Source organism: Nonomuraea sp. NPDC049152 (assembly GCF_040648355.1).
In the GTDB taxonomy this organism is placed as follows: Bacteria; Actinomycetota; Actinomycetes; order Streptosporangiales; family Streptosporangiaceae; genus Nonomuraea.
This window is the reverse complement of the sequence record NZ_JBEZDO010000026.1, coordinates 104,476-123,401: the sequence shown is the minus strand read 5'-3', so window position 1 is coordinate 123,401 and position 18,926 is coordinate 104,476. Positions and strand designations below refer to the sequence as shown.

Sequence of the window (18,926 nt, the reverse complement as noted above, 5' to 3'; positions counted from 1 at the left end):
GCGACCTGAGAAATAGCCGCCCGCGCGGGTGGACGAGGCGATCGTGGGAACCGGGCATCATGTGGGCGTAAACGCGCATCTCGCTAACGCGGATGCTGACAACGGTTTCGGAAAATCGTGGATGCCAGTGGACGATGAATCCGCCCGTCAGACCCGGACGCCTGCCTTCCGCCACATCTTGAGCAGTCGCCGCGCCGAACCCCCGATCGGCCCAACCGCCTCGTACAGCACCTCCCGTGAAACCGGCTTGGCCTGGGTCACGGCGCTCACCGCGTCGTCCGCGGCGGTGATCGTGTGGGAGCAGACGCTCAGCAGGTAGTCGGGGATCTGCAGGCGCGGGTCCGTGCAACCCACCAGCGGCACGCCGACCGCGGCCGCGACAGGGAAGACCGTGCCCGGGATGCCGATGGCGGGCTCGGCCCGCGCCGACGCCCGGACCGAAGGGACGGAGCTGATCTCGTACCGCTCCCACAGTGAGCGGTCCTCTCGCGGGTGCAGCCCGACCAGGATGTGCCTGCCGGCGGCCGCGAGCCGCTCGGCGGCGGCCAGGAGCAGCTCGGTGCCGGGGGCCGCGCCGCCGGTCGGGCTGGACCTGGTCACGCTGGTGAGCACCAGGACGGTGCCGGGCTCGGGGGCGTGCTTGGGCAGGTCGTCGGTCTGCGGCGTGCCCACGACGGTGATGGGGCGGCGTGTGCCCAGGTAGTCGTCGAACACCTTCGCCTCGGCGGGCGAGGATGCGGTGATCGCCCTGAGCCTCGAGCGGAACTCGGCCGCGCGGGGCGCCTCGACGGGCAGCTGGTACGCGAGCGAGCCGGCGACCATCGGCAGCCGGGCAGCCGGGCAGCCGGGCAGCCGGGGCAGCCGCGCGGCGCAGTCCGCCGGCCAGTCGCCGGCCCCCGTCACCACGAGCAGGTCGGCCGGCGGGATGCGGTCCGGAGTCGCCACCTGGACCGGGTCACCCGGCTTGATCGCGGACAGATCGGGCACCAACTGCACGCTGGGTGGAGGAGCTGCCGAGGTAGATCTTGCAGGCGGCCGCGGCGTCCTCGATGACGCCGAACCCGTCGGTCTCGGCGGGTGTCGTTGAAGTCGGCAGTCACGGGAGGACGACGATGCGCCCGCGGGGGTGGTGAGGATCGGTGCCCTCCTGCAGGTGGTGGGACCGGGCGGCCTCGGTGAGCGGCAGCCGCGTCCCGATCCTGGAGACCAGGGTGCCGCGGGCCAGGAGGTGGTTGATCGCTGTGGCCGCCGCGGCGAGTTCGGCCACCGTGGCGTTGCTGATCACGAAGCCGCGGAGGCTGGCGTTGCGCGTGTAGAGCTGCCCGACGGGGAGCACGGGGGTGGCGCCGAGACCGGCCAGGATGATCATCCGGCCGCCGAGGGCGAGCAGGGGGACGGTCTGCTCCAGGTGGTGTTGGCCGGAGTTGTCCCAGAACACGTCCACCCCATCGGGAGCGAGTTTGGCGATCTCCGCGTACATGTCCGGGTCGTGGTAGTCGACGACCTCGTCGGCGCCGCACCGCCGGCACCAGTCGAAGTCGTCTTCGCGCGCGGTCGCGATGACCCGCGCCCCCGCGGCCGCGGAGAGTTGAACGGTGGCCGTGCCGACCCCGCCGCCCGCGCCGGTCACGACGATCGTCTCCCCGATCCGCAGGCCCGCCTCCTTGAACAGGCCGAGGTGCGCGGTGGCCGCGGTGTGCAGGGACGCGACCGCGTTCTCCGGATCCACGCCGCCGGGCAGGTGGTAGAGCCGGTCGGCGGGCACGGCGGCGTACTCGGAGAAGGACCCCTGACGGCCGTCGAGCCCCAGGCTGTTGCACCACACCGCGTCGTCGGGCGCGAACCCCGGCGCCTCCGCGACCACGGTCCCCACCAGGTCGCGGCCGATGATGAACGGGTACGGCAGGCGCGTCCGGTAGGCGCCGGAGCGGACGAAGGTGTCGACGTGGTTGACGGCGAGTGCCACCACCTTCACCAGGACCTCCGACGAGCCGGGCTCCGGCACGGGGAGCCGGCCGATCCGTATCTCGTCCGCCGGGCAGGGCCGCGTGATGTACGCCGCGGTCATGGTCTCCCGGTCGCTCATCGTTCCTCTTTCAGATCGGCGAGGTAGACACGCGCCCACGCCTGCCTGAGATCGTCCTCCTCGGCGTTGCCGAAGGTGTAGGCGGGAGACAGGATCGGCAGTGCCCGCTCCACGTGCACCAGGATCACGCGATGGGCGGGGTAGCCGGGGCCGTTCAGGTCGAGCAGCCACGTGTGCAGCCACTCGTACACGGGATCGCCGGGCTCGCGGAACTCCGCGGTGCCCTTGAACCGGTAGCCCCGCCTGCGGAAGAAGTCGATCGAGTTGATCTCGATACGCGGGTCGCGTTCGAGGTTGGCGACCGTGTTGGGGGACGCGATGTCCATGAAGGCGATGTGCTCGTCGTCGTATACCCGCATCGATCCCTTGGGGGAGAGATTGGGCGAGCCGTCGGGGCACACGGTGGCCACGAAGGACAGCCGCGAGCTGTCCACGATCAGGCGCATGTCGTCGTCGATGATCGTCATCGTCTCTCCTTCAGCAGGGCCAGGCTTCAGCCTTGAGGGAGGAGATCAAGGTCTCTATACTTCCGCGCGCATCCAGCCGATCTCGCAGCGTCGCGGGCGCGAGCCGGGCTACGGCCTCGAACTCGGCGTCACACGCCTGCTGACCAGCGTACATGGGGTCATTCCGCTGCCTATGGAGCCGCCTCATGAAGGTGCGAGGGGTCGCTGTCGGACGTCTGCGCCCTGTTTCGAGTCAGACTCCAGGCGACGCTGCGCGACATAGGCGAGACCTCCACCAGACGGGAGTGTCTGATGAGCGGTTATACGAGAACCGATATCAACTGATTACCGATATCGGTATTAGACATCGCCTGATCACATCTGCTTGGCTCCTGCTTTCTGACCGACGGCAAGCAAGGAAGCTGACATGCGACACCTCCGCCCCCTCTCGGGGCTCTTGGCGATATCCCTCCTGTCCGGCGGCGCCCTCGGCGGGGGTACCGCCTCGGCCGCGACAGTGGTGGCGGCGCCGGCGGCGGTTTCGGGAGAGGTCCAGGTCAAGAAGGACCTGCGCAAGCTGGAGGCGTCCTTCAAGGGCCGCATCGGCGCGTACGCCATGGACACGGCCACCGGCAAGACCGTGACATACCGGGCGGGTGAGCGCTTCCCGATGCTGTCCACCTTCAAGGCACCCCTCTGCGCGGCCGTCCTGCACAAGGCGCGCACCTCCGAGCCCGGCCTGATGAGCAAGGTCGTCAAGTGGACGGCGGCCGACATAAAGCCCAACTCGCCGGTCACCGAGAAGCACGTCCAGGACGGCCTGACCGTCGCCCAGTTGTGCGAGGCGGCCGTCACCCAGAGCGATGGCACCGCGTCCAACCTGCTGCTCAAGCAGATCGGCGGGCCCGCAGGCCTGACGAGGTACTTCCGTGCGCTGAAGGACCCGATCTCCCGTATGGACCGCTGGCACCCCGAACTCAACGACTGGACCCCCAAGGAGAAGCGCGACACCACCACACCCGCAGCCATCGGTCGTGACCTGCGGGTGCTCACGACAGGGGAGGCGCTGCACGCCAAGGACCGGGAGCAGCTCACCGCCTGGCTGCTCGCGAACAAGACCGGTGCCGAGCGCATCCGGGCAGGTCTGCCCACGCGCTGGACGATCGGCGACAGGACCGGGACCAACTCCGACGGGTTCGGCGGCGGGAACGACATCGCTGTCATCTGGCCCGGGAAGAGCGCGGCTCCGATCATCATGGCGATCTACACCAACCGCACTCCGGGCCTCGCCACGGACAACACGGCCATCGCGAAGACCGCCACCATCCTGGCTCGCGGGCTCGGCAAGCTCTGAACGTCCAGTGGACCACCCGCGCGGCGATCTCGCGGTTGCCACTACCCTCGGCGGCCCGGCCTGGCGATCTCGAACTCGCCGCGCATGCCACCCGTGAGCGAAGAATGTAGCGTCCACAGTGGTGCGCCGTAGGGCGGCTGCTGAGAGTCTTGCGGCATGTGCGCGGACATCGTCGGCCGCCAGGCAGAGCTTCAGGCGGTCGCGAGTTTCCTTGATTCGCTTGAGGCGCGGCCCGCAGCGTTGCTGTTGGAGGGCGAAGCCGGCATCGGCAAGACGACTCTGTGGCTGGCGGCCGCGGAGCAGGCGCGTCGGCGGGGCTTCCGTGTCCTGGCGGCTGCGCCGGCGGCTGCCGAGGCGCAGCTGTCGTACACGTCGTTGGCCGACCTGCTTGCGGGCGTCGAGAGTTCAGTGGTCGAGACCTTGCCGGAGCCGCAGCGTCGTGCGATCGATGTCGTCCTGCTGCGGGGCGGAACCGGCGGGGAGCCCACCGATCGTCGCGCGACCGGTGCGGCGTTGCTCTCCGTCGTCGAGCGGCTGGCGGACGAGGTCCCGGTGCTGCTGGCGATCGACGACCTGCAGTGGGTGGACCGCTCCAGCGCCGGCGCCATCGAGTTCGCCGTCAGGCGGCTGAGCTCGCGGGTCGGTGTGCTCGCGACGCTACGGGCAGAGGAGCGGGGTGATTCCGGGCCATCATTACGGCTGCTGGATCCTCATGCCACTCAGCGTTTACGGGTAGGGCCGTTGAGTCTCGGCGCCCTGCATGGGGTGCTCCGCGAACGGATCGGTCGCTCGTTTCCCCGGCCGATGATGGTCCGTATCCAGCAGGTGTCCGGCGGCAATCCGTTTTACGCGGTGGAGCTGGCCCGGGGTATCGGGCTCGACGGCGCGGCCGACGTGACATCACCGTTGCCGAGCACCCTGGCTCAGCTTGTGCAGACCCGGATCAAGGGCTGTGCGAACGTGCAGCAGGTGCTGCTCGCAGCTGCGGCGCTTGCCGAACCGACGGTCGAGCTCGTTCAACTCGCCGTACGTTCCGATCCGGTTGAGGTCGACCGTCTTCTCGGCGACGCCGAAGGCGCCGGTCTCATCCGGATCGACGGCCACTGGGTCCGGTTCACGCATCCGCTGCTCGTCACGGGCGTCTACGCGGTCGCGCCACCGTCCGGCAGGCGCGCCATGCATCGTCGGCTTGCCATGATCGTGGCAGATCCGGAGGAGCGCGCCCGCCACCTGGCTCTGGCCGCCGTACGTGCCGACGCGGACACCGTGGCGGCGCTCGACGAGGCGGCTGTTCGAGCGCGCTCTCGGGGCGCGCCCGCAGCCGCCGCGGAACTGCTCGACCTGGCGGTCGGCCTTGGCGCGGACGCTCCTGAGCGCCGCATTCGCTCGGCTCAGCACCACTTCGACGCCGGCGACCCGATGCGGGCTCGCGCGATGTTGGAGAACGTGGTCGACGCGCTCGGCTCGGGACAGACCCGCGCCGAGGCGCTCCTCCTGCTGGCTACGGTGCGTCTCCATGACGACAGCTACCGGGAGGCGGCGGCCTACCTGGAGCAGGCGCTCGTCGAAGCGGACGGTAACCTGCGGCTACGGGCGCCGATCCTGATCGAGTTACTCTTCGTGCTGGTCAACCTCGGCCGGATCCCCGATGCCCTTCGGATCGTCGACGACACCGTGGCCGACGCGGAGCGGCTGGAGGATTCCGACCTGTTGGCCAAGGCCCTCGCGTCCTCGGTCATGATCCGTTTCCTGAGCGGTCATGGACTGGACGAGCCCACGCTTCAGCGTGCCCTTGCCCTGGAGAATCCCGGCGTTCCCGGCCCGGTGATGCTGCGCCCGACCTTGATCAGCAGTCTGCTGCTCGCCTGGACGGGACGGCTGGACGAGGCCCGGGATCGACTGCTCGCCTTGCGGCGGCGTTGCCTCGAGCGGGGTGAGGAGAGCGATCTGATGTTCACGGCCTTTCACACCGTGATCGTCGAGTGCTGGCGTGGCAACCTCGCCGATGCGCGTCTGATCGCCGAGGACACTCTGGAACGGGCGTTGCAGCTGGGCACCGACTTCCCCCTCGCGATCGCGCTGTCGGCCCAGGCGAACGTCGCCGCGTATGCCGGTCAGCCCGACCAGGCGCGCCAGGCCGCTCTCCAGGCGCTGGCGATCTTCCAGCGGGGCAGCTGCCTGGCGGTAACCGTCTGGCCGATGGTGACCCTGGGGTTCTTGGACGTGTCGCTGGCCGACTACGAGGCCGCGGCCGCGACGTTGGGGCCGTTGGCCGAGGCCGCGACGGTCATGGGGTACGGAGAACCTACGGCCGCGCCTTTCGCCCCGGACACCGTGGAGGCGTTCGTCGGGGTGGGGCGGCTGGAAGAGGCGGCCGCGCTGGTGGATCGGCTGGAGGCCAACGGCCGCAGGTTGGATCGCGCGTGGGCGCTGGCGCTCGGCGCACGCTGTCGAAGCCTTCTACTGGCCGCGCGGGGAGACCTGGACGCCGCACTCGCAGCGGCCGAGCTGGCACTGGCCGAGCATGAGCGGCTACCGATGCCGTTCGAACGGGCCCGTACACAGCTGGTACGGGGTCAGATCCAACGCAGGCGGCGTCAGAAGCGTGCCGCCGCGGAAGCTCTGCGGGACGCTCTCCGGATCTTCGATGACCTCGGCACCTCCCTGTGGGCCGCACGTGCCAGGGGCGAACTCGAGCGGGTCACCACGAGTCCATCGTTCGGCACGGAACTCACTCCGTCAGAGCGAAGGGTCGCCGAGTTGGCCGCGAGCGGAATGACGAACCGCCAGGTCGCCACGGCCCTGTTCATCAGCCCGAAGACGGTCGAGGCCAACCTTGCCCGCGTCTACCAGAAGCTGGGCATCGGCTCGCGCGCCGAGCTCGGGCAGCGAATGGCCGAGATGAACACATAGGGAAACACCTGATTCGCCGGGCGAAGTTCCGAACTACGTTCGGCCCATGCCGCATCGACCACCGCCGAGCCTGTCGCGCTACCTCGTCGAGTGGTACCGCCCGGGCTTGACCGACGAGCTGCTGAGGGAAACCGCCCACAAGATCGGCTGCTGCGCGGGAGAGCTGTCGGCCGAGGGACGTACGGTCGACCTTCTCCTGACGCTCTTCGTGCCCGAGGACGAGGTCGCCTTCTGCTTGTTCGCGGCCGGCTCACCGGCCTCGGTCGCACAGGTGTGCCGGCAGGCGGAGATTCCGTTCCACCGCATCGCGGAGGCGATCGAGAGCGCGGCGACCGGGAGATGTGTCGAGAACGGCGACGCGATGGATCCGCTCGATCAGCCCCATCTGAAAGGGGAGAACCACATGAAAGCCGTTTACAAGATCTTGGCCATCGTCGTCGCGGCCCAGGTCGTCCTGCAGTCGATGGCGATGGTCTACGCCGTCGCCGGGCAGGGCAAATGGGTCCTGGAGGGCGGCGTGCTCGACGCGGCGGTCATAGAAAGCCGTGCGTTCGTCTTCCCCGAAGTTCTCGGCTACGCGGTCCACGGCATGGTCGGGACGATGATCATCCCGCTGACCGCGTTGATTCTGCTGATCTCCTCCTTCTTCACGAAGGTCCCGGGAGCGGTGAAGTGGGCGGCCCTGGTTCTGCTGCTCGTCGCGGCGCAGGTCACCCTGGGGTTCCTCGGCCACGACATTCCTGCCCTGGGCGCCTTGCATGGCTTCAACGCGCTGCTGCTGTTCAGCGCGGCGATCTACGCCGCACGCCTGGCTCGCAACGGGGTCGCGAGCCAGACGGCCGATCCGGACGCGCGCCTCGCGCCGCGGACCTGACTGACGGGCACACCCAGGTGCGTTGGAACCGCCGGGTCAACTTCGCCGTCGCGTGCGGCGCGACCGCCGTCGTCCTCGGGCCGCTGATCTGGCTCTGGCAGGCCAGCCTGCTCCCGGGGACGCACTCCGCGATGGACATGGGGTACGCGGACCACGGCGGCGGCCCGGTCGGCAGCTCGGTGACGCATGGCGGGCACGGTCAGCACGCGACGGCTCAGCGCAGCGTGATGGCGTTGATCGCCGACCCGCGACGCACGGCCGACGTCGCTGTCACGCTGACTGCCCGTAAGGAACCGTTCCGGTTGCCCTCAGGCCGAGTCGTCGACGGGTACACCCTCAACGGCCGGTCGCCAGGCCCGGACATCCGCGCCACCGCGGGACAGCTGGTGCAGGTACGGCTGGTGAACGAGTCGGTGCCGGAGGGCGTCACGCTGCACTGGCACGGCGTCGATGTACCCAACGCCGGGGACGGGGTCGCGGGTGTCACCCAGGACGCGGTCGGTGTCGGCGAGGAGTACACCTACCGGTTCGTCGCGGACCAGGCCGGCACCTTCTGGTACCACTCCCACCAGGTGTCCCACGAGCAGGTCCGCGGCGGACTGCTCGGCACCGTCGTGGTCACCCTTGCGGAGCAGGCAGCCGAGGTCGTCGACGTCGCGGCGCTGGTGCACCTGTACGACGGAGCCCGCACCGTCAATGGCCGCGAGGGAGACTTACAGGTCGAGGTGGCGCCCGGGAAACGCGCGCGCGTGCGGGTCATCAATACCGAGAACGCTCCGATGTCGGCATGGGTCGCCGGTGCGCCGTTCAGGCTCGTCGCCGTCGACGGCACGGACCTGAACGGGCCCACCCCGGTCCAGGACACAGGGGTGCTCGTCACGGCGGGCGGCCGTGCCGACCTCGAGGTGACCATGCCGGAGGACGGTTCGCCGGTTCGGGTCCATCTCGGCGGTTCGGTGGCCGTCGTGCTCGGTTCGAAGTCGTACGACGCACCCCTCGGCCGGCGGCCCACCACGACGCTGGACCTGCTCTCCTACGGGACGAAGGCGCCTCTGGGGTTCGCCCCGGACAGGCCCGATCGACGCTTCGAGTACATGATCGGGCGCCGGCCCGGGTTTCTCGACGGGCGTCCCGGGCTGTGGTGGACCGTCAACGGCCACCTCTTCCCCGACGTGCCGATGTTCGTCGTCTCCGAGGGCGACGTGGTACGGATGCGCATCTCGAACCACAGTGGCGAGGGACATCCGATGCACCTTCACGGTCACCACGCGCTGGTGCTCAGCCGCAACGGGGTGAGCACCAGCGGGAGTCCCTGGTGGGTGGACTCGCTCGACGTCGGCGATGGTGAGTCGTACGACATCGCCTTCGTCGCCGACAATCCCGGCATCTGGATGGACCATTGCCACAACCTGCCGCATGCGGCCGAAGGGCTTGTCGCCCACCTGATGTACGAGGGAGTGACCACGCCGTTCGCCCTGGGCGGGCCGGCGGGAAACGAGCCGGAGTGATCAGCGCCGTTGCACCCGGCAAGCGGAACCGTTCGCCGTGCTCACCTCGGCCGGCGGACGGCCGAGGTGAGCACATAGGGAAACACCCGATTCCCCGGGAGAAGCCCCGATCTAGCGTCGGGCCATGCAGAGCGGCCACCGGCACCGTGACCGAAGGGCGGAGTTGATGAACGACATCACGGCGAGGAAGACGGGTACCTGGGCACTCCTTCTCGCTGGATTCACCGGCGCGGCCTCGGCCCTGTTTCTCGCCTTCGTACCGCCGGCCGTGGCCGGCGACCGGTTCAGTTTCCCGCTCAGTGCTGACGGGTTCACCGCGATCCAGTCGTTCTTCTTCCTCCACCACCTGGCCATCGCCTGGGGCCTGATGGTGGTGTGGCGATCCGGGTTCGCCGGCCGCGGCGTGCCGGCCCGGATCGGAGGGATCGGCAGCGTGGTGTCGATGGTGCTGCTGGCCGTACAGGAACTGGTCGCCATCTCGGCCGCGAACGCCGCCTACCCTTCGCCGGCCACGGACATCGTGGACAGCGTCTACGGAGTCCTGTCCCTGCTCAACGGTGCCGCTCTCATCGTGCTCGGCATCGCCGTGGTCAGGGCGCGGCGCTGGGCCGGCTGGCGGCGCTTCATCCCGTTGATCCTGGGCGTCTATGTGATCGTTCCGCTCACGCCGGCGATCTTCGGGCCGTTCGTCGTGGCCCGCCTGACGATCGGGGTGTGGATGCTGCTCTTCGCCGCTCTCGGATTTGCCCTCGTGCGTACTGACGCCATCCCGGCGAACGCCCGTATAGAGCGGCTGTGACCGGGCCGATGTCCGGGCCGGCTGATGGTCGTCCACGCTCCGGACTCGTACTGATCGCCGCGGGCACGATCTGCGGCATCGCCTGGGCGGCCGGCTTCCGCTCCTATATGTCCGAGCTCGCCGGCACTGACTCCCAGATCGACTGGGCCGGCACGTTCGCGGCCATCCTCCTTCCTGGCGCCGTCACGGGCGGGCTGCTCGGCTGGGCCGAACACCTGCGGCGAACCGGCGGCCGGCCCCGGTGGAGGTGGCTCGCCCTCGCCCCGCTCGCCTTCGCCGTCGCGCCGATGCTCATGCCGGGCGCCCTGGTCCAGTTCCTCACCCAGGGCCTGGGTGGCGGGGCGGTCGCCGTGGCCGCCATCGCGCTCGGCTGCGGGTACTCGGTATCCGGTCGCGGACCACGCTGGGCCCGGCTCGTCACCGGCGTCGCCGGCGTCGCCCTCCTCGCGGCCCTGACACTGGCCACACCCGCGATCGGCGGTGCGCGGCTCGCACTCAGCGAGCCCCGCGGCGCCTGGGTCGCGGTGCTCGTGGCCTCGTTCGTCGTCGTGCTGGCGCTCGCCAGCGCGATTCCACACCTTCCGGTGGTCAGGCGGTCCATCGAGCCGGGCTGAGGGTGGTTTTCCGGTCAGTCGCGAGCGGGGCCCTCATGAGTGGTGGACAACCGTTCCGCCAGGATCCGCGCGCGGGCGAGCTGCACCTTGCGCGCCTGGCCGGCGGCGAACCCGACCAGGAACCACGGGGCCGTCAGGTCGAGCCGGTCGCTCACCCGCGTGCCGGTGCCGTCCGGCTCCAGGTCGAACCGGTAGGCCATGCGAATGCGTCCCGGGCTCCGCACCTCGCCGTGGACGGACAGGCCGTCAGTGTGAAGGGCCACTGTGATCGGGTTGTCGTGCGTGAAGATCCAGAGGAAGCGGAAGCGCTCGACGGCCGTGTACCGGATCACGCCGGGCTCCGAGCGGTCCACATCGCTGACGGCGACCACGAGGGGGGACAGGCCGATGTAGCTCTCCGGAGTCGTGAGGTGCTCGAACACCTTCTCCGGGGCGACGTCCATGTGGAATTCGTGGGTCAGCACGCTGTTCGACACCCGGCCTCCCGTACCTGCGTGTTCTGTCGCGGAATTGTCGCAAGATTCCTTGTCGCCGGGAAGCGCAGCATGATCACGAACGAGGGGGTCGGCTCCGGTATCGCCAGGCTTGGTTGAGGCTGGGTCTCGTCAGCTGAAATGATCAGTTCGGTCCCTGTCACCCCTCTGCATCGCCAGGAGCACTCTTGTTCAAGCGCCGTGGTTTGACCTTGTCCGCAGCCCTCGCCGCGCTGTTGGTGTGCGTCGCCGTTCCCGGCGCGGCGGCGGGCGAGGAGGTGGATGACCCGACCTCTCCTGGGCCGGTCTACAAGACGGTTACCGACAGAAGCGGGCTCCTGTCATTGCAGACCAACGGGCGTCCTGACGGGCGGGACATGGTCTTCCGGATCTCGGGATCCGTTTACGCCAACATCGAGGGCAACGCTTACGACCCGCAGCTGCGCCACGGCCAGAAACTGTTCAACCTCGAGGGGTACAACATCCGGCGGCTGTACCGGGTACCCGGCACCACGCAGCTCTACCAGCTCTCCCGCGAGATCGTCTTCTACACCGACCCCGCCGACCCCACGAAGATCCTGCGGGAATGGAAGAACCCGATCGACCTCAAGACCTACCCCGTCGTCCCCATCAACAACGACGCGGTGAACTTCGGCCCGTTCAACGTCACCCCCTCCTACGTCGGCCCGCCCATGCGGCAGATGCACGACGAGACCGTGTGGACCAGCGACATCCCGGTCCGCACGGACTTCAAGACCACGTTGGGCGAGCAGTTCGGGCTGGTGAACGGCGTCTACGCGGCCCAGGAGATGTTCGACTTCTACGTCGACGCCCGCGAGGTCTCGGCCCGCACGATCGCGGGCACCGTACCCAAGGGTGCGATGAAGACCAAGATCAGCTGGGCCAGGACGAGCCCGTGGGCGCCCTCCATGTGCCTGCCGGAGACCGACGTCCGCGGGCAGCTCACCTACCACGCCCGCAGCTGGTCGCTGCCGTCCTACCTTGACATCGAGCCGTGGCTGCGTGCGGAGGTCGACGCTTCCTACCCGCTCTTCAAGGCCGCTCCCACCGCGCCAGGTCCGAGCGAGAACTCCTGGACCTCGTTCTACAACAAGCAGCTGGGCAAGGGTGCCACCACATGGGCCGGCTGGTGCGCCGCCAATGGAAAGGCGTGATGACCGTACTGCGAGCTCATGCTGGAGGGCTTGAGTGACGACCACGCCTGCCGGATCGTCCGGATTTACCCGCGCAGCCGAGCAGGCTTTCACGTCTGCGCGGTGAGCAGGGCGTCGGCGAGCTCGGTGCGGGCGTAGAGCACCGAGCGGCCCGCTCGGTGGGTGCTGGTCAGGCCGGCGGCCCTCAGCGCGGTGAGGTGCTGGGACACGCCCGCCGCCGAAAGGCCGGACCGGTGGGCGAGTTCGGTGGTCGAGGCGGGTGAGTCCAGTTCGGCGAGGATCAGCGCCCGGGATCGGCCGATCACGGCGGCGAGGGCGTCCATGTGCGCATGTGTCCGGCGCTCCCACAACGTGCCGATCCCGCGCGCCGGGTAGGCCAGCTGAGGTGGTTCCGACCCCACGGTCCGGGTCAGCACCCGCGGCCAGGCGAAGACCGACGGCACCAGGAGCAGCCCGGCTCCGGTCTCGATCCTGGTGATGGCGCAGTGCCGCTGTACCAGGTGGAGGCTGCCGTCGGCCCAGCGCACCGTGTGGTGCAACTCGTCGAGCGCCTGGGCCGTACTGTGCTCGGCCACCTGGCGGCCCCGGTAGAAGATGTCAGCCTCCAGCACCGAGCGGATCCTGGCCCAGTAAGGCGCTATCGCGAGCCGCCAGTAGACATCGATCTCCGCGACGATCCGAGGCAGGTAGGTCCCAGGGGTCCGGTGAAGGCTCCGCAGCCGGGGGGACAACCGGCCTTCGCGCTCGGCGGCCAGCAGGTCGAGGTCCCGCCGTACCTGCTCGGGGTCGGTGGCCTCGATGGCGGCCAACTCGCCGGAAAGGCCGGGGGACGCGGACGTCGGTGCCGGGTTGAGAAAGTCGGGGAGGTGGCCGGCGGGCGGAATCATGTCGGCGAGCCAACCGCGGTCGAGCCCCGCTGCCGCGAGCCGAGGGCGTACCTGGCCGGCCCAGCCGAGGTGCAGGTCCGGCACCGCAGCGGCGGCCAGCGCCCTGAAGCTGGTGACGACCTCCCACATGGGCGAGACGGCGAACCGGGTCTCGGCCAGGTCGTTCACCGAAAAGCCCAGCCGCGCCTTCATGCCGCCTCCACTGCTTCCACCATTCGGTCCGAGCTTAATCAGTGGACGCTCGCTCCCCGGCCCAGCAGCATCCCGGGAGCAGGCGCCCGCGATGTGGGGTGCCGAGAAGCAGAACAACGCGAAGGCGGTCATGCACATGTCTGTTGACAGCTCCCCCTCCACTGATGCCGCGACCGAGAGGAAGGCCCGGCTGTTTCGCACGCTGAGCGCCGAATCCGTGCTGGTGCTGCCCAACGCATGGGACGCCGCCAGCGCCGCTGTGATCGCCGCGGCCGGTGCCACGGCGATCGCCACGACCAGCGGTGGCGTGTCGTGGTCACTGGGCCGCGGCGACGGGCAACGGCTCAGCCGGGGCGAGATGGTGGAGGCCGCGCGGCGCATCGTCAACGCCGTCGACCTGCCGGTGACGGTCGACGTGGAGGGAGGGTACGGACCGGCCCCGGCGGATGTCGCCGCGACCGTGCGGGCGGTGATCGAGGCCGGTGCGGTGGGCGTCAACCTGGAGGACTCCACGGCCGTCGGCGGCCCTCTGTACGGCATCACCGAACAGAGCGCCAGGCTGCGCGCCGCCAGGGACGCCGCTGCCGCGGCCGGCCTGCAGGAACTGTTCGTCAACGCGCGCACCGACGTCTTCCTGTTCGGGATCGGTGCATCCGATGGCCGACTGGGCGAGGTGCTGGCGCGCACGGCGGCATACGCCGAGGCGGGAGCCGACGGCATCTTCGTTCCCGGCCTTCTCGATCTGGACGTGCTGCGCACTCTCTGCGCCGAGTCGCCGCTGCCGGTCAACGCGATGGCCGTCGGCGGTGGACCGAGTGTCACCGAGCTCGCGCAGGCCGGGGTGCGCAGGATCAGCCTGGGCACCGGGCTGGCCCAGGCCGCCTACACCGCGGCCAGGACAGCCGCCGCGGAACTGCTCGGCACGGGTGGACTCACGGCGCTGGACGGCTCACTGGACTTCGGGGAAATCGACGTCCTGTTCCGCCATTGATCGAGGCCGGGAGGGCGACTCGCGGCGGCCAGGCCCTCTCGATCCACGTGGCAAGAAGATGACAGCGGGATCAGCAAGCTGCAACTCTCGCGCCCTGGTCATTTGAAGGGGATGTTGAGCCAGGGGCTGTTCGGGTCGGTCGTCAGGATTCTGTGCGCGTTGAGCATCTCCCCGTACCAGTCGCCGAACTCCTCCTCGTCGAAGTGGAGGCAGCGTCCCAGGATGTAGGCGGCCGAGAACTCTTCCCAGGAACGGTAGTTGATCCGGCTGACCCGTCCGGCGCGGAGGACCGCCTGTTCGGCCTCCGCCAGGTCGCAGTAGCGGGCACCGAGTCCCCATCGGGCCATCTTCGAAGCGCGCCCGTAGTCCCACGCCTCCACCGTGTGGACGAACCTGTTCTCGGCGAGCAGCCCGTCCGCACGGAATCGCGCCTCGTACCGGGTGATTCGTCCGATGAGGCGTTGCGCTCCGGCGACCAGGGACTCCGTCTCGGAGTCGCCGTGGGGGGCCGTCGTGGTGACCCCCTCGGGATCGGCGGCGCGCTGCCGTATGACCCGGGAGGTCACGTGCCGCCAGTGGTCCATCTCGACCGCGCCGCCGAAGTCGCGGGCGAGGGTGCTGCGTATGCCCAGGACGAATCCCCAGACCGGGCTGCTCATCCGGCCGCTGAGAAGCCCCTCCTCGGCACGCAGCCACTCCTCTCGGCTGGTGATCTCCCACCACTCCGCCAGGCGTCTCCTCTCGCGAACGTAGCCGGTGCCGTGCCAGCCCATCGCGTTCCAGAGTGAGGCGTTCTTCACGCAGAGAAGCGCCCCGCAGGCGAGACCGTGAGCGACGGGGCCGTGCAGCGGGCCCCCGGCCCACAGTGTGCGCAGTTGATGTCGGCGAGGGTGGGGCATCCGGTCGGCGTGCCAGCGCCACGCCTGCCGATGGGCGGCCGTCGCGGGGAAGAACGCCTCGCAGGGGGTGCCGGGGTTGATGGCCAGCCACTCGTCGTCCTGTGGCCAATCCTCGGCAAGCTGAGCCAGGTCGACCTGGAAGAAGACCGGGTCGGGCGCGGGCGCAGGAAGCATCCCGTCGGTGAAGAACGCAAGACACTTGGGGCCAGGCTGAGGGCTCCAGTATGTGACGTTGTAGCGAAGCCAGCCGGGCTTGGCGTCGGCCTGGGCGCGTGACATCGCGTGATAAAGGTCCGCGGTGGCGAGGATGTCGAAGTAGGCGGCCCAGTCGCCGCGCATCTTGGCCTCGTACAGGCCGTGTTCGGTGTCGGTGGGTGCCTGCCAGAAAGGGACGGGTGGTGCCGCCGCTTCCGCCTCGTTGGGCGCGCCCTGATTCGCCATGAGATCAGGGTTCATCCCATTCCACGTCACCATGCACCAATACATTACAACCGCCCCATGGGCCTGCCCCGGAGTGACGAGCGCGCGAGGTCGAGGGCTCGGGTGAGGTCCGGATCAGGCCGACGGAGCGGTTCGGCTCCGCCGTGCACCGGTGGATGGCATTGTTGACCAATGGCTAGGATCTTGTCCGGGGCGCCGTTGTCGGATTACCCGTGGGCCTGGGGCTGGGGTACCCGGTGTCGCGCCTGTTCGACGAGGAGCTCGATGGCTACGTGGCCCTGCCCGGCGTGGCCCTGGTTATGGTGCTGATCTCTTCCGAAGATGAAGCTGCTGTTCGTCCTCGTCTCCATTCCCCTGTTGTTCGTCCTGGTGGTCATGCGGTGATTCTGCTCCTTGTCCGGTACGGCCTGGCCGTCATGCTCGCTCTTGCCGTACTCGGCAAGGCACGGCACTTCACCGCGTTCCGCCTCAGTCTGGCGCTGCCGTGGGCGGGTGCCTTCGCGATCATCGTCGTGGAGGCGCTCGCCGTCGCTCTTGCGCTCTCGCCCGCACCTCACCTGATGGTAGGCATCGCGGCGACCGTCCTGGGCACTGCCTTCACCGCCGTGCAGACCTACCAGCTGACCACCGGCGGCCAAGCGGTCTGCCTGTGCTTCGGCGCCGCCGAGCGGGTCTCATGGCGAAGCTGGTCCAGAGCCGCCGTCGTGCTGCTCGCCGGATTGATTTTGCTGATGACTCAACCCTGAGCCGGCCCCGATGAGTTCTAACTAGCGTGAGAGGCTTTCAGGAGTTCGTGGCCGCCCGCGGCCATGCCTTGTCGCGGACCGCTTTCCTGCTCACCGGCGACCATCACGCCGCGGCCGACCTCCTCCAGGAGACCCTGGTGAAGGCGGCAGGCCGTTGGCGCAAGATCGCCGCGAGCGGAAACCCCGAGGCCTACATCCGCACGATCATGCTCAACCAGCTCAGAAGCTGGCGGCGACCGCGCAAGCTGGCGTTCTTCTCCACCTCCGAGGTGCCGGAGACCGCCGAACCCGACCCGTCGGGCACAGCCGACAGCCGGGTCATGCTGGCGCGGGCGCTGGCCCGGCTTGGAGCCAAGCAGCGTGCGGTGCTCTACCTGCGCTTCTACGAGGACCTGTCGGAGGCGGAGATCGCCAGGCAGCTCGGATGCTCCGTGGGGACGGTCAAGCGCCACACCCACGATGCGCTCAAGCGGCTGCGGCAACTCGCGCCCGAACTGCTGGAGGCCGGACATGGGAGATGAGGCACTGCGGGCCGCGTACCGCGCGCTGGAGGAGGAGGCGGGAGACTACGCCGACCCAGGGAAGGCCGTCGCCATCGTGAGACGGCGGCGGCTGGCCGTCGTCGGCGCGACGGTGGCCGTACTCGCCATCGCGAGCGGCCTGTGGTTCGCGCGGGCGGCGCCGACACAGGAGATCTCGGTGGCCACGCCCCCGTCGAGTGCGGGGCAGAGCATCCACACGGCCTGCATGCACGGCTGCCCCACCTACCTGACGCTCACCGACGGGCGGCAGGTCCTGCTGGGCGAGAGGACCGCGCCGCCGCCGGGCAACCTCACCCTTTCCCCGGACGGGCGCTGGCTGGGCACGCCCACCGCGACCGCTTTCCAGCTGAAGGACCTGACAGGAACCACTGTCTACGAGAGCCCTCCAGCCGGACCCGGGGAGGTCATCGGCCCGTGGGCCTGGTCGGCCGACTCCCGCACTCTCCTGCTGGCCAGCCACGCCAGCGGCGACGTCAGCGCCTACTACCTGCTCGACCTGACCACCGGGCAAGCCACCAAGGCCGAGGTGCCCAAGGGCTTCGAGCCGGTCGGGCTCGCGCAGGGCGAGCTGGTGCTCTTCGACGAGAGCCAGTACGGCAAGCGCGCCACGAAAGTGGAGCTGACGGTAGGAGGCCGCCCGATCACGTTCGACGCCGGAGACGCGGAACTGATCACCGCGGACGGCGGACCCTCGCTCGTGGTGCGCGAGGACCGGGTCTACGCCCTCGCGCCCGCGACCAACACGATGATCGAGTTCGGGCTGGACGGCAAGGAGCTGACGCGGTACCAGCTGGGCGGCCAGCCGCTCGCGCCGAGCAAGGCCGGATACGTCGTGTCGGACGCGGGCAAGGTGTCGGCGAGCGGACAGCAGCTCTTCGCACTGCCGCCGGATTCGCAGATCGTGGTGCCTGGCATGGCCAGACACTGACTGGTGCCGCCGTCAATAGAGGATGCTGGGCAGGTACGCCCCAGCGGGATCGTTGTAGAGCCCGATGGTCATCAAGGTCGCGAGCTGGGTGACCTTGAGGCCATGGCGCAGGCACCAACGGAGCAGGGCGGTGTCGCCGGCCGGTACGAGGATGCCGGGCCCGCCGAAAGCGGTGGCCGAGGCGATGAGCGCCTTGAGGTCTTCGGTGGTCTCGCCTACGGCATGGGCGAAGTAGGCCAGATCCGTGGCGTAACCGGTCACTCGGCCATCGTGCTCGACGACACGCGCCGTGCCCTGCTTGAGCGCGTCGGTGACCTCGCCGCCGCGGTCGGCGCCGTGGACCCGCCGGCACAGCTCGTTGCAGGAGGCCAGATCCGCGTCCGTCGCCGGCCGTACCGTGTGGCCGGGGACGGTGCGCCCGATCGGTGGGCCCTGCAGGCAGGCCAGGGTCTCGCGGAACTCGAAGCCCAGGCTCGCGTACAGGGCGAACGACCTGCAATGGTAGGCCGCCTGCAGCAACCGGATGCCCGGTGCCTGCCGCTCTTCGGCCCGGCGCATGACATCCTCCATGAGCCGACGGCCGACGCCGGCGTTCTGGCAGTCAGGATCGACGGTGACCGGGCCGACGCCGACGACTCTCGAGCGTTCGTCGAGGAAGTTGCTGCCGACTATCCGTCCGTCCAGCTCCGCGGTCACACTGTAGAAGCCCGGGTGGCTCAGGAGCATGTCCATCAGCCCTGTCGCGGTCTCCACGTCGGGAAGGTCGCCGGTGAAGCCGTGCTCGCGGGCTATCCGGTCGAACGCTTCGAAGCAGATCCTCCCGCAGTCAGCCGCATCGGAGCGCGTCCCGGGACGCAGGAGAAGATCCATGGCGCGACCTCCGTCTCCGCTGGTTGTCCGCCCTGGCGTTCGGAAACGCCTTTCCTTCCATGAAAGCACCATGTCGCCGTACGGCGGAGCGGGGCAGGGTCGCGGCGTTCGTGCTGGTCGGGTGGCATGTCGTGGCCATGCCGAGTTTTATAGGGACGATGGCCTGAACCGGCTCCAGAAATCCCGCA

The 18,926-nt window shown here is 69.3% G+C and carries 18 protein-coding genes; 11 read left to right on the top strand and 7 right to left on the bottom strand.

Annotated elements, in window-relative coordinates:
* Nucleotides 1-147 precede the first annotated feature (147 nt).
* The 3 genes from AB0B45_RS36930 to AB0B45_RS36920 form a co-directional block, all read right to left on the bottom strand.
* The gene (locus AB0B45_RS36930) at nt 148-987 is read right to left on the bottom strand and encodes a hypothetical protein (protein WP_358140488.1); all 840 of its coding nucleotides are present in this window, start codon (nt 985-987) and stop codon (nt 148-150) included.
* Nucleotides 988-1,096: 109 nt separating this feature from the next.
* A complete protein-coding gene (locus AB0B45_RS36925; RefSeq protein WP_358140485.1) occupies nt 1,097-2,086 on the bottom strand; it encodes an NADPH:quinone reductase in 990 nt (329 codons plus the stop codon).
* The gene (locus tag AB0B45_RS36920; protein ID WP_358140482.1) at nt 2,083-2,553 is read right to left on the bottom strand and encodes a pyridoxamine 5'-phosphate oxidase family protein; all 471 of its coding nucleotides are present in this window, start codon (nt 2,551-2,553) and stop codon (nt 2,083-2,085) included. The genes AB0B45_RS36925 and AB0B45_RS36920 overlap by 4 nt, the downstream gene beginning before the upstream one ends.
* A gap of 406 nt (nt 2,554-2,959) precedes the next feature.
* On the opposite strand from AB0B45_RS36920, the gene bla reads away from it, so the two are divergent.
* The 6 genes from bla to AB0B45_RS36890 all read left to right on the top strand — a co-directional run bounded on the left by bla (nt 2,960) and on the right by AB0B45_RS36890 (nt 10,594).
* Entirely contained in the window at nt 2,960-3,886 is a 927-nt protein-coding gene (bla, locus tag AB0B45_RS36915; RefSeq protein WP_358140479.1) for a class A beta-lactamase, read from the top strand.
* Between the two features lie 156 nt (nt 3,887-4,042).
* On the top strand, nt 4,043-6,799 hold the full coding sequence (locus tag AB0B45_RS36910; protein ID WP_358140476.1) for an AAA family ATPase: 2,757 nt from the start codon (nt 4,043-4,045) through the stop codon (nt 6,797-6,799).
* Nucleotides 6,800-6,905: 106 nt separating this feature from the next.
* Entirely contained in the window at nt 6,906-7,673 is a 768-nt protein-coding gene (locus tag AB0B45_RS36905; RefSeq protein WP_358140473.1) for a hypothetical protein, read from the top strand.
* Nucleotides 7,674-7,690: 17 nt separating this feature from the next.
* Entirely contained in the window at nt 7,691-9,181 is a 1,491-nt protein-coding gene (locus AB0B45_RS36900) for a multicopper oxidase family protein (protein ID WP_358140470.1), read from the top strand.
* A gap of 166 nt (nt 9,182-9,347) precedes the next feature.
* Complete coding sequence (locus AB0B45_RS36895) at nt 9,348-9,980, top strand: hypothetical protein (RefSeq protein WP_358140467.1); 633 nt, start codon at nt 9,348-9,350, stop codon at nt 9,978-9,980.
* A complete protein-coding gene (locus AB0B45_RS36890) occupies nt 9,977-10,594 on the top strand; it encodes a hypothetical protein (protein ID WP_358140464.1) in 618 nt (205 codons plus the stop codon). The genes AB0B45_RS36895 and AB0B45_RS36890 overlap by 4 nt, the downstream gene beginning before the upstream one ends.
* A gap of 14 nt (nt 10,595-10,608) precedes the next feature.
* Here AB0B45_RS36890 and AB0B45_RS36885 read toward each other — a convergent pair whose 3' ends face one another.
* A complete protein-coding gene (locus AB0B45_RS36885) occupies nt 10,609-11,070 on the bottom strand; it encodes an SRPBCC family protein (RefSeq protein WP_358140461.1) in 462 nt (153 codons plus the stop codon).
* A gap of 209 nt (nt 11,071-11,279) precedes the next feature.
* Here AB0B45_RS36885 and AB0B45_RS36880 point away from each other — a divergent pair, with 209 nt between their 5' ends.
* Nucleotides 11,280-12,242, top strand: coding sequence for a DUF1838 family protein (locus tag AB0B45_RS36880; protein WP_358140459.1), 963 nt, complete (start codon nt 11,280-11,282; stop codon nt 12,240-12,242).
* A gap of 89 nt (nt 12,243-12,331) precedes the next feature.
* On the opposite strand, the gene AB0B45_RS36875 is transcribed toward AB0B45_RS36880, so the two are convergent.
* A complete protein-coding gene (locus AB0B45_RS36875) occupies nt 12,332-13,321 on the bottom strand; it encodes a winged helix-turn-helix domain-containing protein (RefSeq protein WP_358140456.1) in 990 nt (329 codons plus the stop codon).
* 136 nt (nt 13,322-13,457) lie between these two features.
* Between AB0B45_RS36875 and AB0B45_RS36870 the strand changes: the two genes are divergently transcribed.
* Nucleotides 13,458-14,312, top strand: a complete 855-nt coding sequence (locus AB0B45_RS36870) for an isocitrate lyase/phosphoenolpyruvate mutase family protein (RefSeq protein ID WP_358140453.1) — start codon at nt 13,458-13,460, stop codon at nt 14,310-14,312.
* Nucleotides 14,313-14,410: 98 nt separating this feature from the next.
* Here AB0B45_RS36870 and AB0B45_RS36865 read toward each other — a convergent pair whose 3' ends face one another.
* Nucleotides 14,411-15,667 (bottom strand): DUF1266 domain-containing protein, encoded by a 1,257-nt coding sequence (locus AB0B45_RS36865; RefSeq protein ID WP_358140450.1) that lies wholly within the window; start codon nt 15,665-15,667, stop codon nt 14,411-14,413.
* A gap of 221 nt (nt 15,668-15,888) precedes the next feature.
* Here AB0B45_RS36865 and AB0B45_RS36860 point away from each other — a divergent pair, with 221 nt between their 5' ends.
* From AB0B45_RS36860 to AB0B45_RS36850, 3 genes are read left to right on the top strand one after another with little or no spacing between them, the layout of a single operon-like run.
* Entirely contained in the window at nt 15,889-16,398 is a 510-nt protein-coding gene (locus AB0B45_RS36860; RefSeq protein WP_358140447.1) for a MauE/DoxX family redox-associated membrane protein, read from the top strand.
* A 26-nt stretch (nt 16,399-16,424) separates the two neighbouring features.
* Nucleotides 16,425-16,919: a SigE family RNA polymerase sigma factor gene (locus AB0B45_RS36855; protein WP_358140444.1), complete on the top strand. Its 495-nt coding sequence runs from the start codon at nt 16,425-16,427 to the stop codon at nt 16,917-16,919.
* Entirely contained in the window at nt 16,909-17,868 is a 960-nt protein-coding gene (locus tag AB0B45_RS36850; protein ID WP_358140441.1) for a hypothetical protein, read from the top strand. The genes AB0B45_RS36855 and AB0B45_RS36850 overlap by 11 nt, the downstream gene beginning before the upstream one ends.
* A gap of 12 nt (nt 17,869-17,880) precedes the next feature.
* Here the strand turns inward: AB0B45_RS36850 and AB0B45_RS36845 are convergent, their stop codons facing one another.
* Nucleotides 17,881-18,738: a GNAT family N-acetyltransferase gene (locus AB0B45_RS36845; protein ID WP_358140438.1), complete on the bottom strand. Its 858-nt coding sequence runs from the start codon at nt 18,736-18,738 to the stop codon at nt 17,881-17,883.
* Between the last annotated feature and the right edge of the window lie 188 nt (nt 18,739-18,926).